17 protein-coding genes, 1 rRNA gene and 1 riboswitch are annotated in these 16963 nt (G+C 37.6%); of the genes, 14 read left to right on the plus strand and 4 right to left on the minus strand.

What is annotated here, in order from left to right:
* Nucleotides 1–114: 114 nt before the first annotated feature.
* Nucleotides 115–230, plus strand: a 5S ribosomal RNA gene (gene rrf, locus ACK1U5_RS24140).
* A gap of 43 nt (nucleotides 231–273) precedes the next feature.
* Here rrf and ACK1U5_RS24145 read toward each other — a convergent pair.
* A complete protein-coding gene (locus ACK1U5_RS24145; RefSeq protein ID WP_000953258.1) occupies nucleotides 274–525 on the minus strand; it encodes a hypothetical protein in 252 nt (83 codons plus the stop codon).
* 274 nt (nucleotides 526–799) lie between these two features.
* A riboswitch (purine riboswitch) is annotated at nucleotides 800–901 on the plus strand.
* 110 nt (nucleotides 902–1011) lie between these two features.
* Between ACK1U5_RS24145 and purE the strand changes: the two genes are divergently transcribed.
* The 12 genes from purE to purD all read left to right on the plus strand — a co-directional run bounded on the left by purE (nucleotide 1012) and on the right by purD (nucleotide 14271).
* Nucleotides 1012–1497 carry a 5-(carboxyamino)imidazole ribonucleotide mutase gene (gene purE / locus ACK1U5_RS24150; protein WP_000839367.1) on the plus strand — a complete coding sequence of 162 codons (486 nt, stop codon included), beginning with the start codon at nucleotides 1012–1014 and terminating at the stop codon, nucleotides 1495–1497.
* Entirely contained in the window at nucleotides 1494–2645 is a 1152-nt protein-coding gene (gene purK, locus ACK1U5_RS24155; RefSeq protein WP_000196770.1) for a 5-(carboxyamino)imidazole ribonucleotide synthase, read from the plus strand. The genes purE and purK overlap by 4 nt, the downstream gene beginning before the upstream one ends.
* The gene (gene purB, locus ACK1U5_RS24160) at nucleotides 2642–3949 is read left to right on the plus strand and encodes an adenylosuccinate lyase (RefSeq protein ID WP_000625682.1); all 1308 of its coding nucleotides are present in this window, start codon (nucleotides 2642–2644) and stop codon (nucleotides 3947–3949) included. Before purK ends, purB begins: the two co-directional genes overlap by 4 nt.
* Nucleotides 3950–4037: 88 nt before the next feature.
* Nucleotides 4038–4757: a phosphoribosylaminoimidazolesuccinocarboxamide synthase gene (gene purC, locus ACK1U5_RS24165; RefSeq protein ID WP_001170544.1), complete on the plus strand. Its 720-nt coding sequence runs from the start codon at nucleotides 4038–4040 to the stop codon at nucleotides 4755–4757.
* Nucleotides 4750–5004 carry a phosphoribosylformylglycinamidine synthase subunit PurS gene (gene purS, locus ACK1U5_RS24170; RefSeq protein ID WP_000278823.1) on the plus strand — a complete coding sequence of 85 codons (255 nt, stop codon included), beginning with the start codon at nucleotides 4750–4752 and terminating at the stop codon, nucleotides 5002–5004. Before purC ends, purS begins: the two co-directional genes overlap by 8 nt.
* Nucleotides 5001–5684, plus strand: a complete 684-nt coding sequence (gene purQ, locus ACK1U5_RS24175; protein WP_000666787.1) for a phosphoribosylformylglycinamidine synthase subunit PurQ — start codon at nucleotides 5001–5003, stop codon at nucleotides 5682–5684. Before purS ends, purQ begins: the two co-directional genes overlap by 4 nt.
* Nucleotides 5668–7887, plus strand: coding sequence for a phosphoribosylformylglycinamidine synthase II (gene purL / locus ACK1U5_RS24180; protein WP_000055565.1), 2220 nt, complete (start codon nucleotides 5668–5670; stop codon nucleotides 7885–7887). The genes purQ and purL overlap by 17 nt, the downstream gene beginning before the upstream one ends.
* On the plus strand, nucleotides 7872–9287 hold the full coding sequence (purF, locus tag ACK1U5_RS24185) for an amidophosphoribosyltransferase (RefSeq protein ID WP_000879025.1): 1416 nt from the start codon (nucleotides 7872–7874) through the stop codon (nucleotides 9285–9287). The genes purL and purF overlap by 16 nt, the downstream gene beginning before the upstream one ends.
* A 105-nt stretch (nucleotides 9288–9392) precedes the next feature.
* On the plus strand, nucleotides 9393–10433 hold the full coding sequence (purM, locus tag ACK1U5_RS24190) for a phosphoribosylformylglycinamidine cyclo-ligase (protein ID WP_069604877.1): 1041 nt from the start codon (nucleotides 9393–9395) through the stop codon (nucleotides 10431–10433).
* The gene (gene purN, locus ACK1U5_RS24195) at nucleotides 10430–11017 is read left to right on the plus strand and encodes a phosphoribosylglycinamide formyltransferase (protein ID WP_000088596.1); all 588 of its coding nucleotides are present in this window, start codon (nucleotides 10430–10432) and stop codon (nucleotides 11015–11017) included. The genes purM and purN overlap by 4 nt, the downstream gene beginning before the upstream one ends.
* Before the next feature lie 24 nt (nucleotides 11018–11041).
* On the plus strand, nucleotides 11042–12577 hold the full coding sequence (gene purH / locus ACK1U5_RS24200; RefSeq protein ID WP_000745436.1) for a bifunctional phosphoribosylaminoimidazolecarboxamide formyltransferase/IMP cyclohydrolase: 1536 nt from the start codon (nucleotides 11042–11044) through the stop codon (nucleotides 12575–12577).
* Between the two features lie 422 nt (nucleotides 12578–12999).
* Nucleotides 13000–14271 carry a phosphoribosylamine--glycine ligase gene (purD, locus tag ACK1U5_RS24205; protein WP_057528538.1) on the plus strand — a complete coding sequence of 424 codons (1272 nt, stop codon included), beginning with the start codon at nucleotides 13000–13002 and terminating at the stop codon, nucleotides 14269–14271.
* Between the two features lie 36 nt (nucleotides 14272–14307).
* Here purD and ACK1U5_RS24210 read toward each other — a convergent pair whose 3' ends face one another.
* The 3 genes from ACK1U5_RS24210 to ACK1U5_RS24220 form a co-directional block, all read right to left on the minus strand.
* On the minus strand, nucleotides 14308–14472 hold the full coding sequence (locus ACK1U5_RS24210; protein WP_001085171.1) for a toxin-antitoxin system HicB family antitoxin: 165 nt from the start codon (nucleotides 14470–14472) through the stop codon (nucleotides 14308–14310).
* Between the two features lie 15 nt (nucleotides 14473–14487).
* Nucleotides 14488–15333, minus strand: coding sequence for an SPFH domain-containing protein (locus ACK1U5_RS24215; RefSeq protein ID WP_000660669.1), 846 nt, complete (start codon nucleotides 15331–15333; stop codon nucleotides 14488–14490).
* 219 nt (nucleotides 15334–15552) lie between these two features.
* Entirely contained in the window at nucleotides 15553–15930 is a 378-nt protein-coding gene (locus tag ACK1U5_RS24220) for a YgaP family membrane protein (protein WP_000812345.1), read from the minus strand.
* 337 nt (nucleotides 15931–16267) lie between these two features.
* Here ACK1U5_RS24220 and ACK1U5_RS24225 point away from each other — a divergent pair, with 337 nt between their 5' ends.
* Nucleotides 16268–16957, plus strand: a complete 690-nt coding sequence (locus tag ACK1U5_RS24225; RefSeq protein WP_000272103.1) for a heptaprenylglyceryl phosphate synthase — start codon at nucleotides 16268–16270, stop codon at nucleotides 16955–16957.
* Nucleotides 16958–16963: the final 6 nt, after the last annotated feature.

Genomic DNA, 16963 nt, shown 5'->3' on the forward strand with positions numbered 1-16963 from the left:
GTTCGAGGTGGAAGCATGGTGACATGTGGAGCTGACGAATACTAATAGATCGAGGACTTAACCATATAATATGAAGCAATGTTATCTAGTTTTGAAGGAATATACCTTCAATAGTTTGGTGATGATGGCAGAGAGGTCACACCCGTTCCCATACCGAACACGGAAGTTAAGCTCTCTAGCGCCGATGGTAGTTGGGACCTTGTCCCTGTGAGAGTAGGACGTCGCCAAGCAAGAACCTAAGTCATTTTGACTTAGGTTTTTTTGTGTTTATTTCTATTTACCGAATGTTATAATCCATAAATTTAATAAAGCTAAAGACGAAAAAAGAATGAAATAGAGACTGTTTAAAATAATAGCAATAACTTTTAGTGTTCCTGATTTTCCTAATGCCACTAAAGTAATACTTAAAATAGGACACATTATTTCTATCATAAGTATATATTTTAAATAATGAGATGCTATAAATAAGTATTTAATAATTACAGAAATTACTGCAATAGAGAAAAATAAATAGGATGATAGCATAGTTCTTTCTTTAACAGTTATCCTCCTTAGAAATTAAATCGTTATAATAATACAAGAGTATATATATTTTGATTTAAAACATACTGAAGTGCCATTTAAACGATTATACGTAAAATAGATGTCTAGAAATATATATTCTAATTCCCTTTTCTTCTTGCATATAGTTGCAATTCTTCTTTTGAATATAACTAAAACACGAACGTTATTGACTACTAATAAAAAAACATTCGATTATTTATTGACATTGTTTATGAAATATTGTTAATATAGCCATAGAAACAATAATATAAGACCTCATATAATCGCGGGGATATGGCCTGCAAGTCTCTACCTAACGACCGTTATTCGTTAGACTATGAGGGAAAGTCACTCGGTATTTTTCTATTCACAAGGGATACGTATGCCTGAGTAGAGCGCTTTCTCTCATAGTAAAAGAGAAACTGTTCTATTTCAGGCTTTTTTTATTTGAATCGGGGGGATTCTAATATGAAATCACTAGTTGGAGTCATAATGGGAAGCACGTCAGACTGGGAAACAATGAAATATGCTTGTGACATTTTAGATGAATTAAATATACCGTATGAGAAAAAAGTTGTATCCGCTCATCGGACTCCGGATTATATGTTTGAATATGCAGAGACGGCTCGTGAACGTGGATTGAAAGTTATTATTGCTGGAGCTGGTGGAGCAGCACATTTACCAGGAATGGTTGCAGCGAAGACAAATCTTCCTGTAATTGGAGTTCCAGTTCAATCAAAAGCATTAAACGGCTTAGATTCATTATTATCCATCGTCCAAATGCCAGGAGGTGTTCCAGTTGCAACTGTTGCAATTGGTAAAGCTGGTTCAACGAATGCTGGATTACTTGCCGCACAAATACTTGGATCATTCCATGATGATATACATGATGCATTAGAATTGAGACGAGAAGCGATTGAAAAAGATGTGCGTGAAGGTAGTGAGCTAGTATGACGAGAATCATTTTACCTGGAAAAACAATCGGTATTATTGGAGGCGGCCAGCTAGGAAGAATGATGGCATTGGCAGCTAAGGAAATGGGATATAAAATTGCTGTTTTAGATCCTACAAAGCATTCACCATGTGCACAAGTTGCTGATATTGAAATTGTTGCACCATATGATGATTTAAAAGCAATTCAGCATTTAGCAGAGATAAGTGATGTTGTCACATATGAATTTGAGAATATTGATTATAGATGTTTACAATGGCTTGAAAAACATGCGTACTTACCACAAGGTAGTCAGTTGTTAAATACAACGCAAAATCGTTTTACAGAAAAGAATGCGATTGAGAAGGCTGGGTTACCAGTAGCAACGTATAGATTAGTTCAAAATCAAGATCAGCTTACAGAAGCAATTGCTGAGTTATCATTCCCTTCCGTCTTAAAAACGACGACAGGTGGATATGATGGGAAAGGACAAGTTGTTTTAAGAAGTGAAGCTGATGTTGAGACAGCAAGAAATCTTGTGGATAAAGCAGAATGTATTTTAGAGAAATGGGTGCCTTTTGAAAAAGAAGTATCAGTTATTGTGATTCGTAGTGTAAGTGGTGAAACAAAAGTGTTTCCAGTAGCAGAAAATATTCATGTAAATAACATTTTACATGAATCTATCGTTCCAGCTCGCATTACAGAAGAGCTTTCTCAAAAAGCAATTGCTTATGCAAAGGTACTTGCGGATGAATTAGAACTTGTGGGAACACTAGCTGTAGAGATGTTTGCTACAGATAATGGTGAGATTTATATTAATGAATTAGCGCCAAGACCTCACAATTCAGGACACTATACACAGGATGCATGTGAGACGAGTCAATTTGGTCAACATATTCGAGCAATCTGTAATTTACCTCTAGGAGAAACAAATTTGTTAAAACCAGTTGTCATGGTAAACATTTTAGGCGAACATATAGAAGGGGTCCTAAGACAAGTGAATAGATTAACCGGGTGCTATTTACACTTGTATGGAAAAGAAGAAGCAAAAGCACAGCGAAAAATGGGGCATGTTAATATTTTAAATGATAATATTGAAGTCGCTCTAGAAAAAGCGAAGAGTTTGCATATTTGGGACCATCAAGAACAACTGTTGGAGGGAAAAAGATGATTAGTCGTTATACACGCCCAGAAATGGGTGCAATTTGGACGGAAGAGAACAAATTTAAAGCATGGTTAGAAGTTGAGATTTTAGCTTGTGAAGCATGGGCTGAGCTTGGCGATATTCCAAAAGAAGATGTTAAGAAAATTCGTGAGCATGCATCATTTGATATTGATCGTATTTATGAAATTGAAAAAGAAACACGTCATGACGTAGTTGCATTCACTCGTGCTGTATCAGAAACGCCAGCATTAGGTGAGGAACGTAAATGGGTTCATTACGGTTTAACATCTACAGACGTAGTAGATACAGCATTATCTTACATCTTAAAACAAGCGAATGAAATTATATTAAAAGACTTAGAGAACTTTGTAAGCATTTTAGCTAACAAAGCGAAAGAGCATAAATACACAATCATGATGGGAAGAACACATGGTGTTCATGCAGAACCAACAACATTTGGTTTAAAACTTGGTCTTTGGTATGAAGAAATGAAACGTAACGTAGAGCGTTTCAAACAAGCTGCTGATACAGTTCGTGTTGGTAAACTATCTGGTGCGGTTGGTACATATGCAAATATCGATCCATTCGTAGAAAAATATGTTTGTGAAAACTTAGGATTAGAAGCAGCACCAATTTCAACACAAACATTGCAACGTGATCGTCACGCACACTACATGTCAACACTTGCACTAATTGCAACATCTATCGAAAAGATGGCAGTTGAGATTCGTGGTTTACAAAAGAGTGAAACACGTGAAGTTGAAGAAGCTTTCGCAAAAGGTCAAAAAGGTTCTTCTGCAATGCCACATAAACGTAATCCAATTGGTTCTGAAAATATGACTGGTTTAGCTCGTGTTATCCGCGGTTATATGATGACAGCTTACGAAAATGTTCCATTATGGCATGAGCGTGACATTTCTCACTCTTCGGCAGAACGTGTAATTTTACCAGATGCTACAATCGCATTAAATTACATGTTAAATCGCTTTGGTAATATCGTTAAAAACTTAACTGTATACCCAGAGAATATGAAACGCAATATGACAAGAACATACGGCTTAATTTATTCTCAGCGCGTAATGCTTACACTAATCGACAAAGGTATGGTACGTGAAGAAGCTTATGATATCGTACAGCCTAAAGCGATGGAAGCTTGGGAAACACAAGTACAATTTAAAGAGCTTGTAGAAGCTGATGAGCGTATTACAAGCAAGTTAACACAAGAAGAAATTAATGAATGCTTCAACTATGAGCATCATATGCAACACGTTGATACAATCTTTGAACGCCTTGGATTAAACGAAGCGTAAAATTTCATATGGCACAGAATAGAGTCATTCTGTGCCATTCTTTATAAAAACATTATTCACATTTTTCAAACTACAGGGGGCTTGCGAAATGCAAAAGCTAGAATTGCTGTATGAAGGTAAGGCAAAAAGAATTTATCGTACAGAATCAGCAGATATGGTTTGGGTAGAGTACAAAGATAGTGCGACTGCTTTCAATGGGGAGAAAAAAGAGACGATTACAGGAAAAGGTCGTTTGAACAATGAAATTACAACTTTATTGTTCAGAAAGTTACAAGAAGTGGGAATTAAAACACATTTTGTTGAGAAGTTATCTGAAACAGAACAACTTGTTAAAAAAGTGAGTATTATTCCTTTAGAAGTTGTCACAAGAAATGTAATTGCAGGAAGTCTTTCAAAACGATTAGGAATGGAAGAGGGAACTGTACTTGCAGAACCAATCGTAGAATTTTACTTCAAAGATGATGATTTAGGAGATCCGCTTGTAACGGAAGATCATATTCGTGTATTAAACGTTGCATCACCAGAGCAAGTAAGTGTATTACGAGATATGGCTCTACAAATCAATCAAGTGTTGATTGATCATTTCGCAAGCTGTCGTGTAAGATTAGTAGATTTCAAATTAGAGTTTGGTGTAACGGAAGAAGGAGAAATCATTTTAGCGGATGAAATTTCACCGGATACTTGCCGTTTATGGGATGAAACGAGCAATGAAAAGTTTGATAAAGACGTATTCCGTCGCGATCTTGGAAATTTAACAGATGCTTATGAAGAGATTTTAAAACGTTTAGGGGGAATTTCACATGTATAAAGTTAAGGTATATGTAACATTAAGAGAAAGCGTATTAGATCCACAAGGAACAGCAGTAAAAGGAGCACTTCATAGTCTTTCATTCACAGAAGTACAAGATGTTCGAATCGGAAAGTACATGGAACTAACAATTGATAAATCTGTATCTGATTTAGATAGCAAGGTAAAGGAAATGTGTGAAAAACTATTAGCGAACGTTGTAATGGAAGACTTCCGTTATGAAGTTGAGGAGGTTGTCGCACAGTGAAATTTGCCGTAATAGTATTTCCGGGTTCGAACTGTGATGTCGATATGTTCCATGCAATTAAAGATGAGCTTGGCGAAGAAGTAGATTACGTTTGGCACGATACAGAGAATCTAGATGAATATGATGCAATTCTACTACCAGGTGGATTTTCTTATGGTGACTACTTACGCTGCGGTGCTATCTCTCGCTTTGCTAATGCAATGAAAGCAGTGCAAAAAGCTGCTGAGCAAGGAAAGCCGATTTTAGGTGTATGTAATGGATTCCAGATTCTTGTTGAATCAGGATTACTACCAGGAGCGTTAATGAGAAACGAAAACTTAAAATTTATGTGTCGCACTGTTCAGTTGCGTGTTGAAAATAATGAAACGATGTTTACATCACAATATGGAAAAGATGAAGTAATTAATATTCCAATCGCGCATGGTGAGGGGAATTACTATTGTGATGAAGCGACGCTTAAACAATTAGAAGAGAACAATCAAATCGCATTCCGTTACGTAGAAAACCCTAACGGTAGCGTTTCAGATATTGCTGGTATTGTAAATGAAAAAGGAAATGTACTTGGTATGATGCCACATCCAGAGCGTGCTGTAGATGAATTACTTGGCGGTGCTGAAGGGTTAAAAGTCTTTCAATCTATCTTAAAACAGTGGAGGGAAACATATGTCGTTAATGCTTGAACCAAATCCAACACAAATTAAAGAAGAGCGTATATATGCGGAAATGGGGCTAACAGACGAAGAGTTTGCCATGGTTGAAAAGATTTTAGGTCGTCTGCCAAATTATACAGAAACAGGGTTATTCTCTGTAATGTGGTCTGAACATTGTAGTTATAAAAATTCGAAACCAGTTCTTCGTAAGTTTCCAACTACAGGTGAGCGCGTTCTGCAAGGACCTGGAGAAGGTGCTGGAATTGTAGATATCGGTGATAATCAAGCAGTTGTATTTAAAATGGAAAGTCATAACCATCCTTCAGCTATTGAACCATATCAAGGAGCTGCAACAGGTGTTGGTGGTATTATTCGTGACGTATTCTCTATGGGAGCACGCCCGGTAGCTCTATTAAACTCACTTCGTTTCGGTGAATTACAGTCACCACGTGTGAAATATTTATTCGAAGAAGTAGTAGCAGGAATTGCAGGATACGGTAACTGCATCGGTATTCCGACTGTTGGCGGCGAAGTACAATTTGATCCATGTTATGAAGGAAATCCACTTGTAAATGCAATGTGCGTAGGTTTGATTAACCACGAAGACATTAAAAAAGGGCAAGCGCACGGTGCTGGTAACACAGTAATGTACGTAGGAGCATCAACTGGTCGTGACGGTATTCACGGTGCAACATTCGCGTCGGAAGAACTATCTGAAAGCTCAGAAGCGAAACGTCCAGCGGTTCAAGTAGGGGATCCATTTATGGAAAAACTTCTTATTGAAGCGTGTTTAGAATTAATTCAATCCGATGCACTTGTTGGAATTCAAGATATGGGTGCGGCTGGTTTAACATCATCATCTGCAGAAATGGCAAGTAAAGCAGGAATGGGTATTGAAATGTACTTAGATGATGTACCACAGCGTGAAACAGGAATGACACCATATGAAATGATGCTATCTGAATCACAAGAGCGTATGTTAATTGTTGTGAAAAAAGGTAGAGAACAAGAAATAGTAGATTTATTTGAGAAGTATGGTCTTGCAGCGGTTACGATGGGGAAAGTAACGGAAGATAAAATGCTTCGTTTATTCCATAAAGGTGAAAAGGTAGCTGAAGTTCCAGCAGATGCTTTAGCAGAAGAAGCACCAATTTATCATAAGCCATCAAAAGAAGCAGCATACTTTGCTGAATTCCAAGCAATGAAAATGGAAACGCCAAAAGTAGAAAATTATAAAGAAACGTTATTCGCTTTATTACAGCAACCAACAATTGCAAGTAAAGAGTGGGTATACGATCAATACGATTACCAAGTTCGCACAAGCACAGTTGTTACGCCAGGTTCAGATGCTGCAGTTGTACGTGTACGCGGTACAGAAAAAGGATTAGCAATGACGACAGATTGTAACTCTCGCTACATTTATCTAGACCCAGAGATGGGCGGTAAAATTGCAGTAGCAGAGGCAGCGCGTAATATCGTATGTTCTGGAGGAGAGCCACTTGCAATTACAGATTGCTTAAACTTCGGTAACCCAGAAAAACCAGAAATCTTCTGGCAGATTGAGAAATCAGTAGACGGTATGAGTGAAGCTTGTCGCACATTACAAACACCAGTTATCGGCGGAAACGTATCGATGTATAACGAGCGTAGTGGTGAAGCTGTATATCCAACACCAACTGTTGGGATGGTCGGACTTGTGCATGACTTAAAACATGTAACAACACAAGAGTTTAAGCAAGCTGGTGATTTAGTGTATGTAATTGGTGAGACGCAAGCTGAGTTTGGCGGAAGTGAATTACAGAAAATGATTCACGGCAAAATTTTCGGTCAATCACCAAGTATCGATTTAGATGTAGAATTAAAACGCCAAAAACAAGTATTAGAAGCAATTCAAGCTGGTCTTGTTCAATCTGCACATGATGTTGCTGAAGGTGGTTTAGCAGTTGCGATTTCAGAAAGTGCAATTGGTGCTAAAGGCTTAGGTGCTACTGTGAAATTAGATGGAGAAGCAACAGCAGCATTATTCGCTGAATCACAGTCTCGCTTCGTGATAACTGTAAAACGTGAAAATAAAGAGGCGTTTGAGAAAGTGGTAGAAGCAATCCAAGTTGGAGAAGTAACAAGTACAAATGAAGTAACAATTCATAATGAAGAAAATGAAGTATTACTTACAGCAAATGTAGATGAAATGAGAAAGGCTTGGAAAGGGGCAATCCCATGCTTGCTGAAATAAAGGGGTTAAACGAAGAATGTGGCGTTTTCGGAATTTGGGGGCATGAAAATGCAGCACAAGTTTCATACTACGGATTGCACAGTTTACAGCACCGTGGGCAAGAAGGCGCAGGCATTGTCGTAAATAATGGGGAAAAAATCGTCGGTCACAAGGGGTTAGGTTTAATATCAGAAGTGTTTTCAAGAGGTGAGCTAGAAGGATTAAATGGAAAATCAGCAATCGGACATGTACGATATGCAACAGCTGGTGGAAGTGAAGTTGCTAACGTTCAACCATTGTTGTTCCGTTTTTCCGATCATAGTATGGCGTTAGCTCATAACGGAAATTTAATTAACGCAAAAATGCTTCGTCGTGAATTAGAAGCAGAGGGCAGTATTTTTCAAACTAGTTCAGATACAGAAGTACTTTTACATCTTATTAAACGTAGCACGAAAGATTCTTTAATTGAAAGTGTAAAAGAGGCTTTAAATAAGGTGAAAGGTGCGTTTGCGTATCTTTTACTAACTGGAAATGAAATGATCGTTGCATTAGATCCGAATGGGTTCCGTCCGCTTTCAATTGGAAAGATGGGGGATGCTTACGTTGTAGCATCTGAAACATGTGCTTTTGATGTAGTAGGTGCAACATACATTCGTGATGTAGAACCGGGTGAATTACTTATCATTAATGATGAAGGAATTCACGTAGATCGTTTCACCAACGATGTAGAACATGCAATTTGTAGTATGGAATATATTTACTTTGCACGACCAGATTCTAATATTGCAGGCGTTAATGTTCATGCAGCACGTAAGAATATGGGGAAACGTTTAGCGGCAGAAGCTCCTATTGAAGCAGATGTTGTTACTGGTGTACCAGACTCTAGTATTTCAGCTGCGATTGGCTATGCGGAGGCGACAGGTATTCCATATGAGTTAGGATTAATTAAAAATCGTTACGTTGGACGTACGTTTATTCAACCTTCTCAAGAACTGCGCGAGCAAGGGGTTAAGATGAAGCTTTCCGCAGTAAGAGGTGTAGTTGAAGGGAAACGAGTTGTTATGATTGATGACTCTATCGTAAGAGGAACGACAAGTAAACGAATTGTTCGTATGCTTCGTGAGGCTGGAGCGACAGAAGTTCACGTAAGAATTGCTTCACCACCTCTGAAATATCCATGTTTCTATGGCATTGATATTCAAACGAGAAAAGAATTAATTGCAGCAAATCATACAGTAGAAGAAATCCGTGAAATGATCGGAGCAGATTCTTTAACATTTTTAAGCGAAGATGGATTAGTAGATGCAATTGGACGTCCATATGAAGGGAAATATGGCGGCCTATGCATGGCTTACTTTAATGGGGACTATCCAACAGCTCTTTATGATTATGAGCAAGAGCTTTTAGAAAGCATGAAATAAGAAAAGTGAGAAAAGCTTCTACTTCTTTTGATGTAGAAGCTAGATCCTTTCTTAAAATAGCCCGCCCTGGATGGGGAGAAATTAAAAGACGAGGTGTAAATAACGATGGCGAATGCATATAAGCAAGCAGGAGTAGATATTGAAGCTGGATATGAAGCGGTATCTCGCATGAAAAAACACGTACAAACAACTATGAGAAAAGAAGTACTAGGCGGTTTAGGCGGTTTTGGAGGTATGTTTGATCTATCAAAATTTGCATTAGAAGAACCTGTATTAGTATCTGGAACAGATGGCGTGGGAACGAAATTGATGCTCGCTTTTATGGCAGATAAACATGACACAATTGGTATTGATGCAGTAGCAATGTGTGTAAATGATATTGTTGTCCAAGGAGCAGAGCCGCTTTTCTTCCTTGATTATATTGCTTGTGGTAAAGCTGAACCTAGTAAAATTGAAAACATCGTCAAAGGTATATCAGAGGGCTGTCGCCAAGCTGGTTGTGCATTAATCGGTGGAGAAACAGCTGAAATGCCAGGAATGTATTCTACGGAAGAATATGATTTAGCTGGTTTTACAGTTGGGATTGTTGATAAAAAGAAAATTGTAACAGGTGAAAAGATTGAAGCTGGTCACGTGCTAATTGGCTTAGCATCTAGCGGTATTCATAGCAATGGTTACTCTTTAGTACGAAAAGTGTTATTAGAAGATGGGGAACTATCTTTAGAGCGTATTTATGGCCGCTTAGAACTACCTCTTGGTGAAGAATTATTAAAACCAACGAAAATTTATGTCAAACCTATTTTAGAACTATTGAAGGAACATGAAGTATACGGTATGGCGCATATTACAGGTGGTGGATTTATTGAAAATATTCCACGCATGTTGCCAGAAGGAATCGGTGCTGAGATTGAACTAGGATCTTGGGAAATTCAGCCGATCTTTAGTTTGCTTCAAGAAGTTGGAAAACTGGAAGAGAAAGAAATGTTCAATATTTTTAACATGGGTATTGGTATGGTAGTAGCAGTGAAGGAAGAAGATGCAAAAGATGTTGTTCGTCTTCTTGAAGAGCAAGGAGAAATGGCTCGTATTATTGGACGTACTATACAAGGAGCTGGCGTTACTTTTAATGGGGGCACAGCACTATGAGTAGATTAGCAGTTTTTGCTTCTGGAAGTGGATCTAACTTTCAATCTCTCGTTAATGCGGTAGAAGAAAAAAGATTGGGTGCAGAAATTAGTTTATTAGTATGTGATAAACCAGAAGCACGAGCTGTTGGACGGGCAAATTATCATCATATTCCGTGTTTTGCTTTTTCAGCGAAAGCATATGAGTCAAAAGAAGCGTTTGAAAAAGAGATATTAAAGAAGCTAGAAGAATATGAAATTGATTATGTTATTTTAGCTGGATATATGCGTTTAATCGGGCCGACGTTACTAGAAGCATACGGCGGGAAGATTATTAATATTCATCCATCATTACTACCGAGCTTTCCGGGTAAAGATGCTGTCGGTCAAGCGTTAGAAGCAGGTGTGAAAGTAACTGGAGTAACAATTCATTATGTAGATGCAGGTATGGATACAGGGCCAATTATTGCACAAGAAGCAGTGGTTGTTTCTGAAGGGGATACGAGAGAAAGCTTACAAAAGAAAATTCAACAAGTTGAACATAAATTATACGTAAATACAGTGAATCAAATTGTTCAGTCTGTGAAAGAATCAACTGTTAACTAACATACAACCAGGGGTGAAGGATAAATGAAAAAGCGTGCATTAGTAAGTGTTTCAGATAAAACAGGAGTAGTAGAATTTGTTAAAGGGTTACTAGAACAAGGGATTGAAGTTATTTCAACAGGTGGTACGAAAAAGTTACTAGAAGAAAATGGCTTACAAGTAATCGGCATTTCTGAAGTAACTGGTTTCCCTGAAATTATGGATGGCCGTGTGAAAACATTACATCCAAATATTCATGGTGGTCTATTAGCAGTTCGTGATAATGAAACACATGTAACACAAATGAATGAGTTAGGTATAGAGCCAATTGACTTTGTTGTTGTTAACTTATACCCATTTAAAGAAACAATCGCTAAGCCTGATGTAACATTTGCTGATGCAATTGAAAATATTGATATCGGTGGCCCGACAATGATTCGCTCTGCTGCGAAAAATCATAAATTTGTATCGGTAATTGTAGATCCAGTAGATTACGATGTTGTATTAGCAGAACTGAAAGAAGACGGTGAAGTAAAAGAAGAAACGAAACGTAAATTAGCAGCGAAAGTATTCCGTCATACAGCGGCATATGATGCGTTAATCTCTAACTACTTAACAGAGCAAATGGGTGAAGAAAGTCCAGAAACATTAACTGTGACATTTGAGAAAAAGCAAGACTTACGTTATGGCGAGAACCCACATCAAAAAGCAACTTTCTATAAAGCGCCATTTGCAGCAACTTCTTCTGTTGCATACGCAGAACAATTACACGGTAAGGAATTATCGTATAACAATATTAATGATGCAGACGCAGCGCTTAGCATCGTAAAAGAATTTACAGAACCAGCAGTAGTAGCAGTAAAACATATGAATCCATGTGGTGTTGGAGTAGGAACTAATATTCACGAAGCATATACTCGTGCTTATGAAGCAGATCCAGTATCAATCTTCGGCGGTATTATCGCAGCAAATCGTGAAATTGATAAAGCTACAGCAGAAAAGTTACATGAAATTTTCTTAGAAATTGTTATCGCACCTTCGTTCTCACAAGAAGCTTTAGAGGTGTTGCAAAGTAAGAAGAACTTACGTTTATTAACTATAAATATTGAAAAAGCGACAAGTGCAAGCAAAAAACTAACTTCTATACAAGGTGGACTTCTCGTTCAAGAGGAAGATACGTTATCATTAGATGAAAGTACAATTTCAATTCCAACGAAACGTGAACCTTCAGAGCAAGAATGGAAAGATTTAAAACTAGCTTGGAAAGTTGTAAAACATGTGAAATCAAACGCAATTGTTTTAGCGAAAGATGATATGACAATTGGTGTTGGTGCGGGACAGATGAACCGTGTAGGTTCTGCAAAAATCGCAATTACACAAGCTGGTGAAAAAGCACAAGGTAGCGCACTTGCATCTGATGCTTTCTTCCCAATGCCAGATACATTAGAAGAAGCAGCAAAAGCAGGAATTACAGCAATCATTCAACCGGGCGGATCAATCCGTGATGAAGATTCTATTAAAGTGGCAGATACTTATGGGATTGCTATGGTGTTCACTGGCGTACGTCATTTCAAACACTAATAGAGGATGTTTAAAAAGTCCGGTTAAGAGAACCTTCGCATGTCGTCGTTGCATCGCCAGTGCGGTACTCATGTAGGAAAGCTACACTCCGTGTCCTCCTGGCAAATGCGCCTCGACCTGCTTGGTTCTCTTAATCCTCCTTTTTAAACCTTTATTGATATGGATGTTAAAAAAGTCCGGTTAAGATAACCTTCGCATGTCGTCGTTGCATCGCCAGTGCGGTACTCATGTAGGAAAGCTACACTCCGTGTCCTCCTGGCAAATGCGCCTCGACCTGCTTGGTTCTCTTAATCCTCCTTTTTAAACCTTTCTTGATATGGATGTTTAAAAAGTCCGGTCGAGATAACCTTTTATTGATATGAAAAAGCAAACTAGGAGCATAGCTTCTAGTTTGTACTTATTTAATTATTGGGGGATGAAATATGAATGTTTTAGTAATTGGCCGCGGTGGGCGTGAGCATGCTTTAGCTTGGAAGTTTGCACAATCTGAAAAAGTAGAAAAGGTATATGTAGCACCAGGTAATGAAGGTATGAGAGATGTTGCAACACCAGTTGATATTGATGAAAATGATTTTGATGCATTAGTTTTATTTGCAAAAGAGAATAATGTTGAGTTAACTTTCGTTGGACCAGAAATTCCGCTTATGAATGGAATTGTTGATCGTTTTAAAGAAGAGGGACTTCGCGTATTTGGTCCGAATAAAGCGGCTGCTGTTATTGAAGGTAGTAAAGCTTTTACAAAAGAGCTTATGAAAAAGTATGATATTCCAACTGCGGCGTACGAAACTTTTACAGATTATGAAGAAGCAGTACAGTACATTCAAAAAGTTGGTGCACCAATCGTTATTAAAGCTGACGGCCTAGCTGCTGGTAAAGGTGTAACGGTAGCGATGACGCTTGAAGAGGCATTACAAGCTGTGAAAGAAATGCTGCAAGATGTGAAATTCGGCGCGGCAAGTAAGAAGGTTGTTATTGAAGAGTTTTTAGATGGACAAGAATTTTCATTAATGGCATTCGTGAATGGAACAACTGTACATTCAATGGTAATCGCCCAAGATCATAAAAGAGCTTTTGATGGTGATAAAGGTCCAAATACGGGTGGAATGGGTGCATATTCTCCAGTACCACAAATTCCAGAATCAGCAGTTCAAGAAGCGATTCAAACCGTATTGCATCCAACTGCTAAGGCGATGATTGAAGAAAACCGTTCGTTTACAGGTATTTTATACGCAGGTCTTATTTTAACAAATGATGGTCCGAAGGTAATTGAATTTAATGCACGCTTCGGTGATCCTGAAACAGAAGTTGTATTACCTCGATTAGAAAACGATTTAGTTGATGTATGTAACGCTGTATTAGATGAAAGTGAACTAACGTTACAATGGTCAGAAGAAGCGGTAATCGGTGTTGTACTTGCTTCTAAAGGATATCCAGAAGCATATAAAAAAGGTGATATTATTAGCGGACTAGATGCACTGCAAGATGTGATTGTTTTCCATGCAGGTACAGCAATGAAACATGGGGACTTTGTAACGAACGGTGGCCGTGTATTATTTGTTGCTTGTAAGGCAAATAGTTTACAAGAAGCAAAAGATAAAGTATATAAAGAAATCGGTAAAATTGAGAGTGATGGTCTATTTTATCGAAGTGATATAGGATATCGTGCAATTGGGCATGAGATGACGAAAAGTTAATATGTAAAAATCCCGCTGAGGAATCAGCGGGATTTTTTATGCATCTTTATCTTTTTTTAATTTCCCTTTTTGCTTTGCCATTTCTCGAAGTAAATACTCGATGTGTGCATTGACGCTACGAAATTCATCATTTGCCCATTTTTCGATGACTGCGTGTAATTCAGGATCAATACGTAATGGAAAGCTTTTCTTTTTAGCCATAATTACTTATAGCCCTTAGTATAGGCTTCCTGTATTAATAACTGGCTGCGCACCTTTATCTGAAACGATGGCAACTAATAAGTTGTTTACCATATTTGCTTTACGCTCGTCATCGAGTTCTAGTACGCCTTCTTCATCTAACATATGGATGGAATCTTTCGCCATCTTCACAGCACCTTCAACAATTTCTTTTCTAGCAGCTAATACTGCTTTTGCTTGCTGGCGTTGTAGCATTGCATGGGCAATTTCTGTTGCGTAAGCTAAGTGCGTTAAACGAGTTTCTAATACTTCTACACCAGCAATTTCAAGACGCGCCTCTAACTCACGTTTTAATTCTTCAGAGATTTCTTCAGTATTTCCGCGTAACGTAACGCAGGTTTCATCCTGGAAATTGTCATAAGGATATTTTGTTGCAACATGGCGGATTGCCGTTTCGCTTTGAATTTCTACAAATCGATCATAATGTTCAACACCAAACATTGCTTTTGCAGAATCAACAACTTTATATACGATAACAGCTGCAATTTCAATTGGATTTCCATCAACGTCATTTACTTTTAATTTTTTACTGTTAAAGTTTTCAACACGTAAAGATACAGTTTGACGGAATGCGAACGGAATCGTTAAAAATAAACCGTTTTGACGAATTGTTCCTAAATAATTACCGAAGAACGTAATAACCTTCGCTTGATTCGGTTGAACAATACCGATACCTGTAGCGAGAACTGCGGCTAATATAATAGTTAGTGCCGCTCCTATGAAAATTTCTTGTGCAAGGAAAAATACACCGATAGCAGCTAAAATCAAAATTCCAATAATACCGAGAAAACCATTTACATAAAATACTTGTTTTTCTTTCATATGATCGCCTCCTGATATAAAAATGATATCACTTTTATATCATTTTAAGCAAGAGGTATGCATCTAATTTTCTGAATTTTATTGGTTGATATCTTTTATATACATTTTAAGGTTCAAAAAGAGAATATATGTTCTGTTTTATGGTAAAATAAAGAAGACTTAACCGCCCACTGCAGCAGCTAAGTCCCTTTGAGAGCATCTTACATCGTGACAAATGATTCAAAGCGGTTTTGCCAGGATTATATCTTCAATCGCTGACTCAATCTCTTTGTCAGAAGCGTCATAACTTCCTTTTGACTCTGGCTTGTCATGAGTGGAAGTTTGATTCACTTCTTCTTTAGCATGTCCTTTTTCAGCAAAATTCATGCTAGGCATTTTAAATGCCCCCATGTTCATGTATTTTCCGAATTTCCACATTTCAACAACAGGGCAGAAACGAACAATTCCTTCTGCAACTTTCATTGCACCAATCCATAGAAAAATGTTAGACCAAGTGCACCACGGCTTGCGTACAAGTTTAGTTGCACTACATCCGAAGAGGACGAGCCCAAGTGTAATTCGAATTAGAGCGTTTATTGTCCCGATATTTTGCTTCATTAGAAAAACACTCCTTTTTATGAAAGTTGAAATAGATAATACTATTTCTTTTATTAGTATCCCGTTTGATTTTTGGGATATGTAATCCAACATTTGACGTGGAAAAAGATGTTGGATTGTGCGTGTGTGTAAGTAACTTTTTTTGTTATAATGAAAGAATGCATAAAAGGAACTTCAAAATTAAATCCTCTAGTTTAAAAAATATGGAAGAGGTAATTCCAAACTTAATTCTCCGTTTTAAACAAATATTTAAGATGAAGTTAAAACAATAATGATGAAAATAAACTGTTATTTTGAACAGAAATATATATAACTAGAGAAAAGGAAGGGTGTTTTCATGTACGATATTTCCGGATGGAAACATGTATTTAAGCTTGATCCAAATAAGGAGTTAAGCGATGAACATTTAGAAATGATTTGTGAGTCTGGAACTGATGCGGTTATTGTAGGCGGAAGTGATGGAGTTACAATTGATAACGTATTACACATGCTAGTTAGCATTCGTAGATATGCAGTTCCTTGTGTATTAGAGGTTTCTGATGTAGAAGCAATTACACCAGGATTTGATTTTTATTACATCCCAAGTGTTTTAAATAGCCGAAAAGTAGAATGGGTAACAGGTGTTCATCATGAGGCATTGAAAGAATTTGGGGATATTATGGACTGGGACGAAATTTTTATGGAAGGGTATTGTGTTTTAAATCCAGAAGCGAAAGTAGCCCAGCTTACAGAAGCGAAATGTGATGTAACAGAAGATGACGTTATTGCATATGCTCGTTTAGCAGACAAGCTATTACGTTTACCGATATTTTATTTAGAATATAGCGGTACGTATGGAGATGTTGAACTTGTTAAAAATGTAAAAGCAGAATTGAAACAAGCTAAGTTATATTATGGCGGTGGTATTTCTAATGCAGAACAGGCGAAAGAAATGGCACAATATGCTGATACAGTAGTTGTTGGAAATATTATTTATGATGATATAAAATCGGCGTTAAAAACAGTTAAAGCAGTAAAAGGAGAGTAGGTGCAG

The organism is Bacillus sp. XB1 (assembly GCF_053557995.1).

Bases quoted from the DNA above. Each gene is read 5' to 3' on its own strand.
- purE (WP_000839367.1), top strand. From the start codon at position 1,012: ATGAAATCACTAGTTGGAGTCATAATGGGAAGCACGTCAGACTGGGAA.
- purL (WP_000055565.1), top strand. From the start codon at position 5,668: ATGTCGTTAATGCTTGAACCAAATCCAACACAAATTAAAGAAGAGCGT.
- purD (WP_057528538.1), top strand. From the start codon at position 13,000: ATGAATGTTTTAGTAATTGGCCGCGGTGGGCGTGAGCATGCTTTAGCT.
- ACK1U5_RS24220 (WP_000812345.1), bottom strand. From the start codon at position 15,930: ATGAAGCAAAATATCGGGACAATAAACGCTCTAATTCGAATTACACTT.
- ACK1U5_RS24145 (WP_000953258.1), bottom strand. From the start codon at position 525: ATGCTATCATCCTATTTATTTTTCTCTATTGCAGTAATTTCTGTAATT.
- purH (WP_000745436.1), top strand. From the start codon at position 11,042: ATGAAAAAGCGTGCATTAGTAAGTGTTTCAGATAAAACAGGAGTAGTA.
- purM (WP_069604877.1), top strand. From the start codon at position 9,393: ATGGCGAATGCATATAAGCAAGCAGGAGTAGATATTGAAGCTGGATAT.
- purC (WP_001170544.1), top strand. From the start codon at position 4,038: ATGCAAAAGCTAGAATTGCTGTATGAAGGTAAGGCAAAAAGAATTTAT.
- purK (WP_000196770.1), top strand. From the start codon at position 1,494: ATGACGAGAATCATTTTACCTGGAAAAACAATCGGTATTATTGGAGGC.
- ACK1U5_RS24225 (WP_000272103.1), top strand. From the start codon at position 16,268: ATGTACGATATTTCCGGATGGAAACATGTATTTAAGCTTGATCCAAAT.
- purN (WP_000088596.1), top strand. From the start codon at position 10,430: ATGAGTAGATTAGCAGTTTTTGCTTCTGGAAGTGGATCTAACTTTCAA.
- purB (WP_000625682.1), top strand. From the start codon at position 2,642: ATGATTAGTCGTTATACACGCCCAGAAATGGGTGCAATTTGGACGGAA.
- purF (WP_000879025.1), top strand. From the start codon at position 7,872: ATGCTTGCTGAAATAAAGGGGTTAAACGAAGAATGTGGCGTTTTCGGA.
- ACK1U5_RS24215 (WP_000660669.1), bottom strand. From the start codon at position 15,333: ATGAAAGAAAAACAAGTATTTTATGTAAATGGTTTTCTCGGTATTATT.
- ACK1U5_RS24210 (WP_001085171.1), bottom strand. From the start codon at position 14,472: ATGGCTAAAAAGAAAAGCTTTCCATTACGTATTGATCCTGAATTACAC.
- purS (WP_000278823.1), top strand. From the start codon at position 4,750: ATGTATAAAGTTAAGGTATATGTAACATTAAGAGAAAGCGTATTAGAT.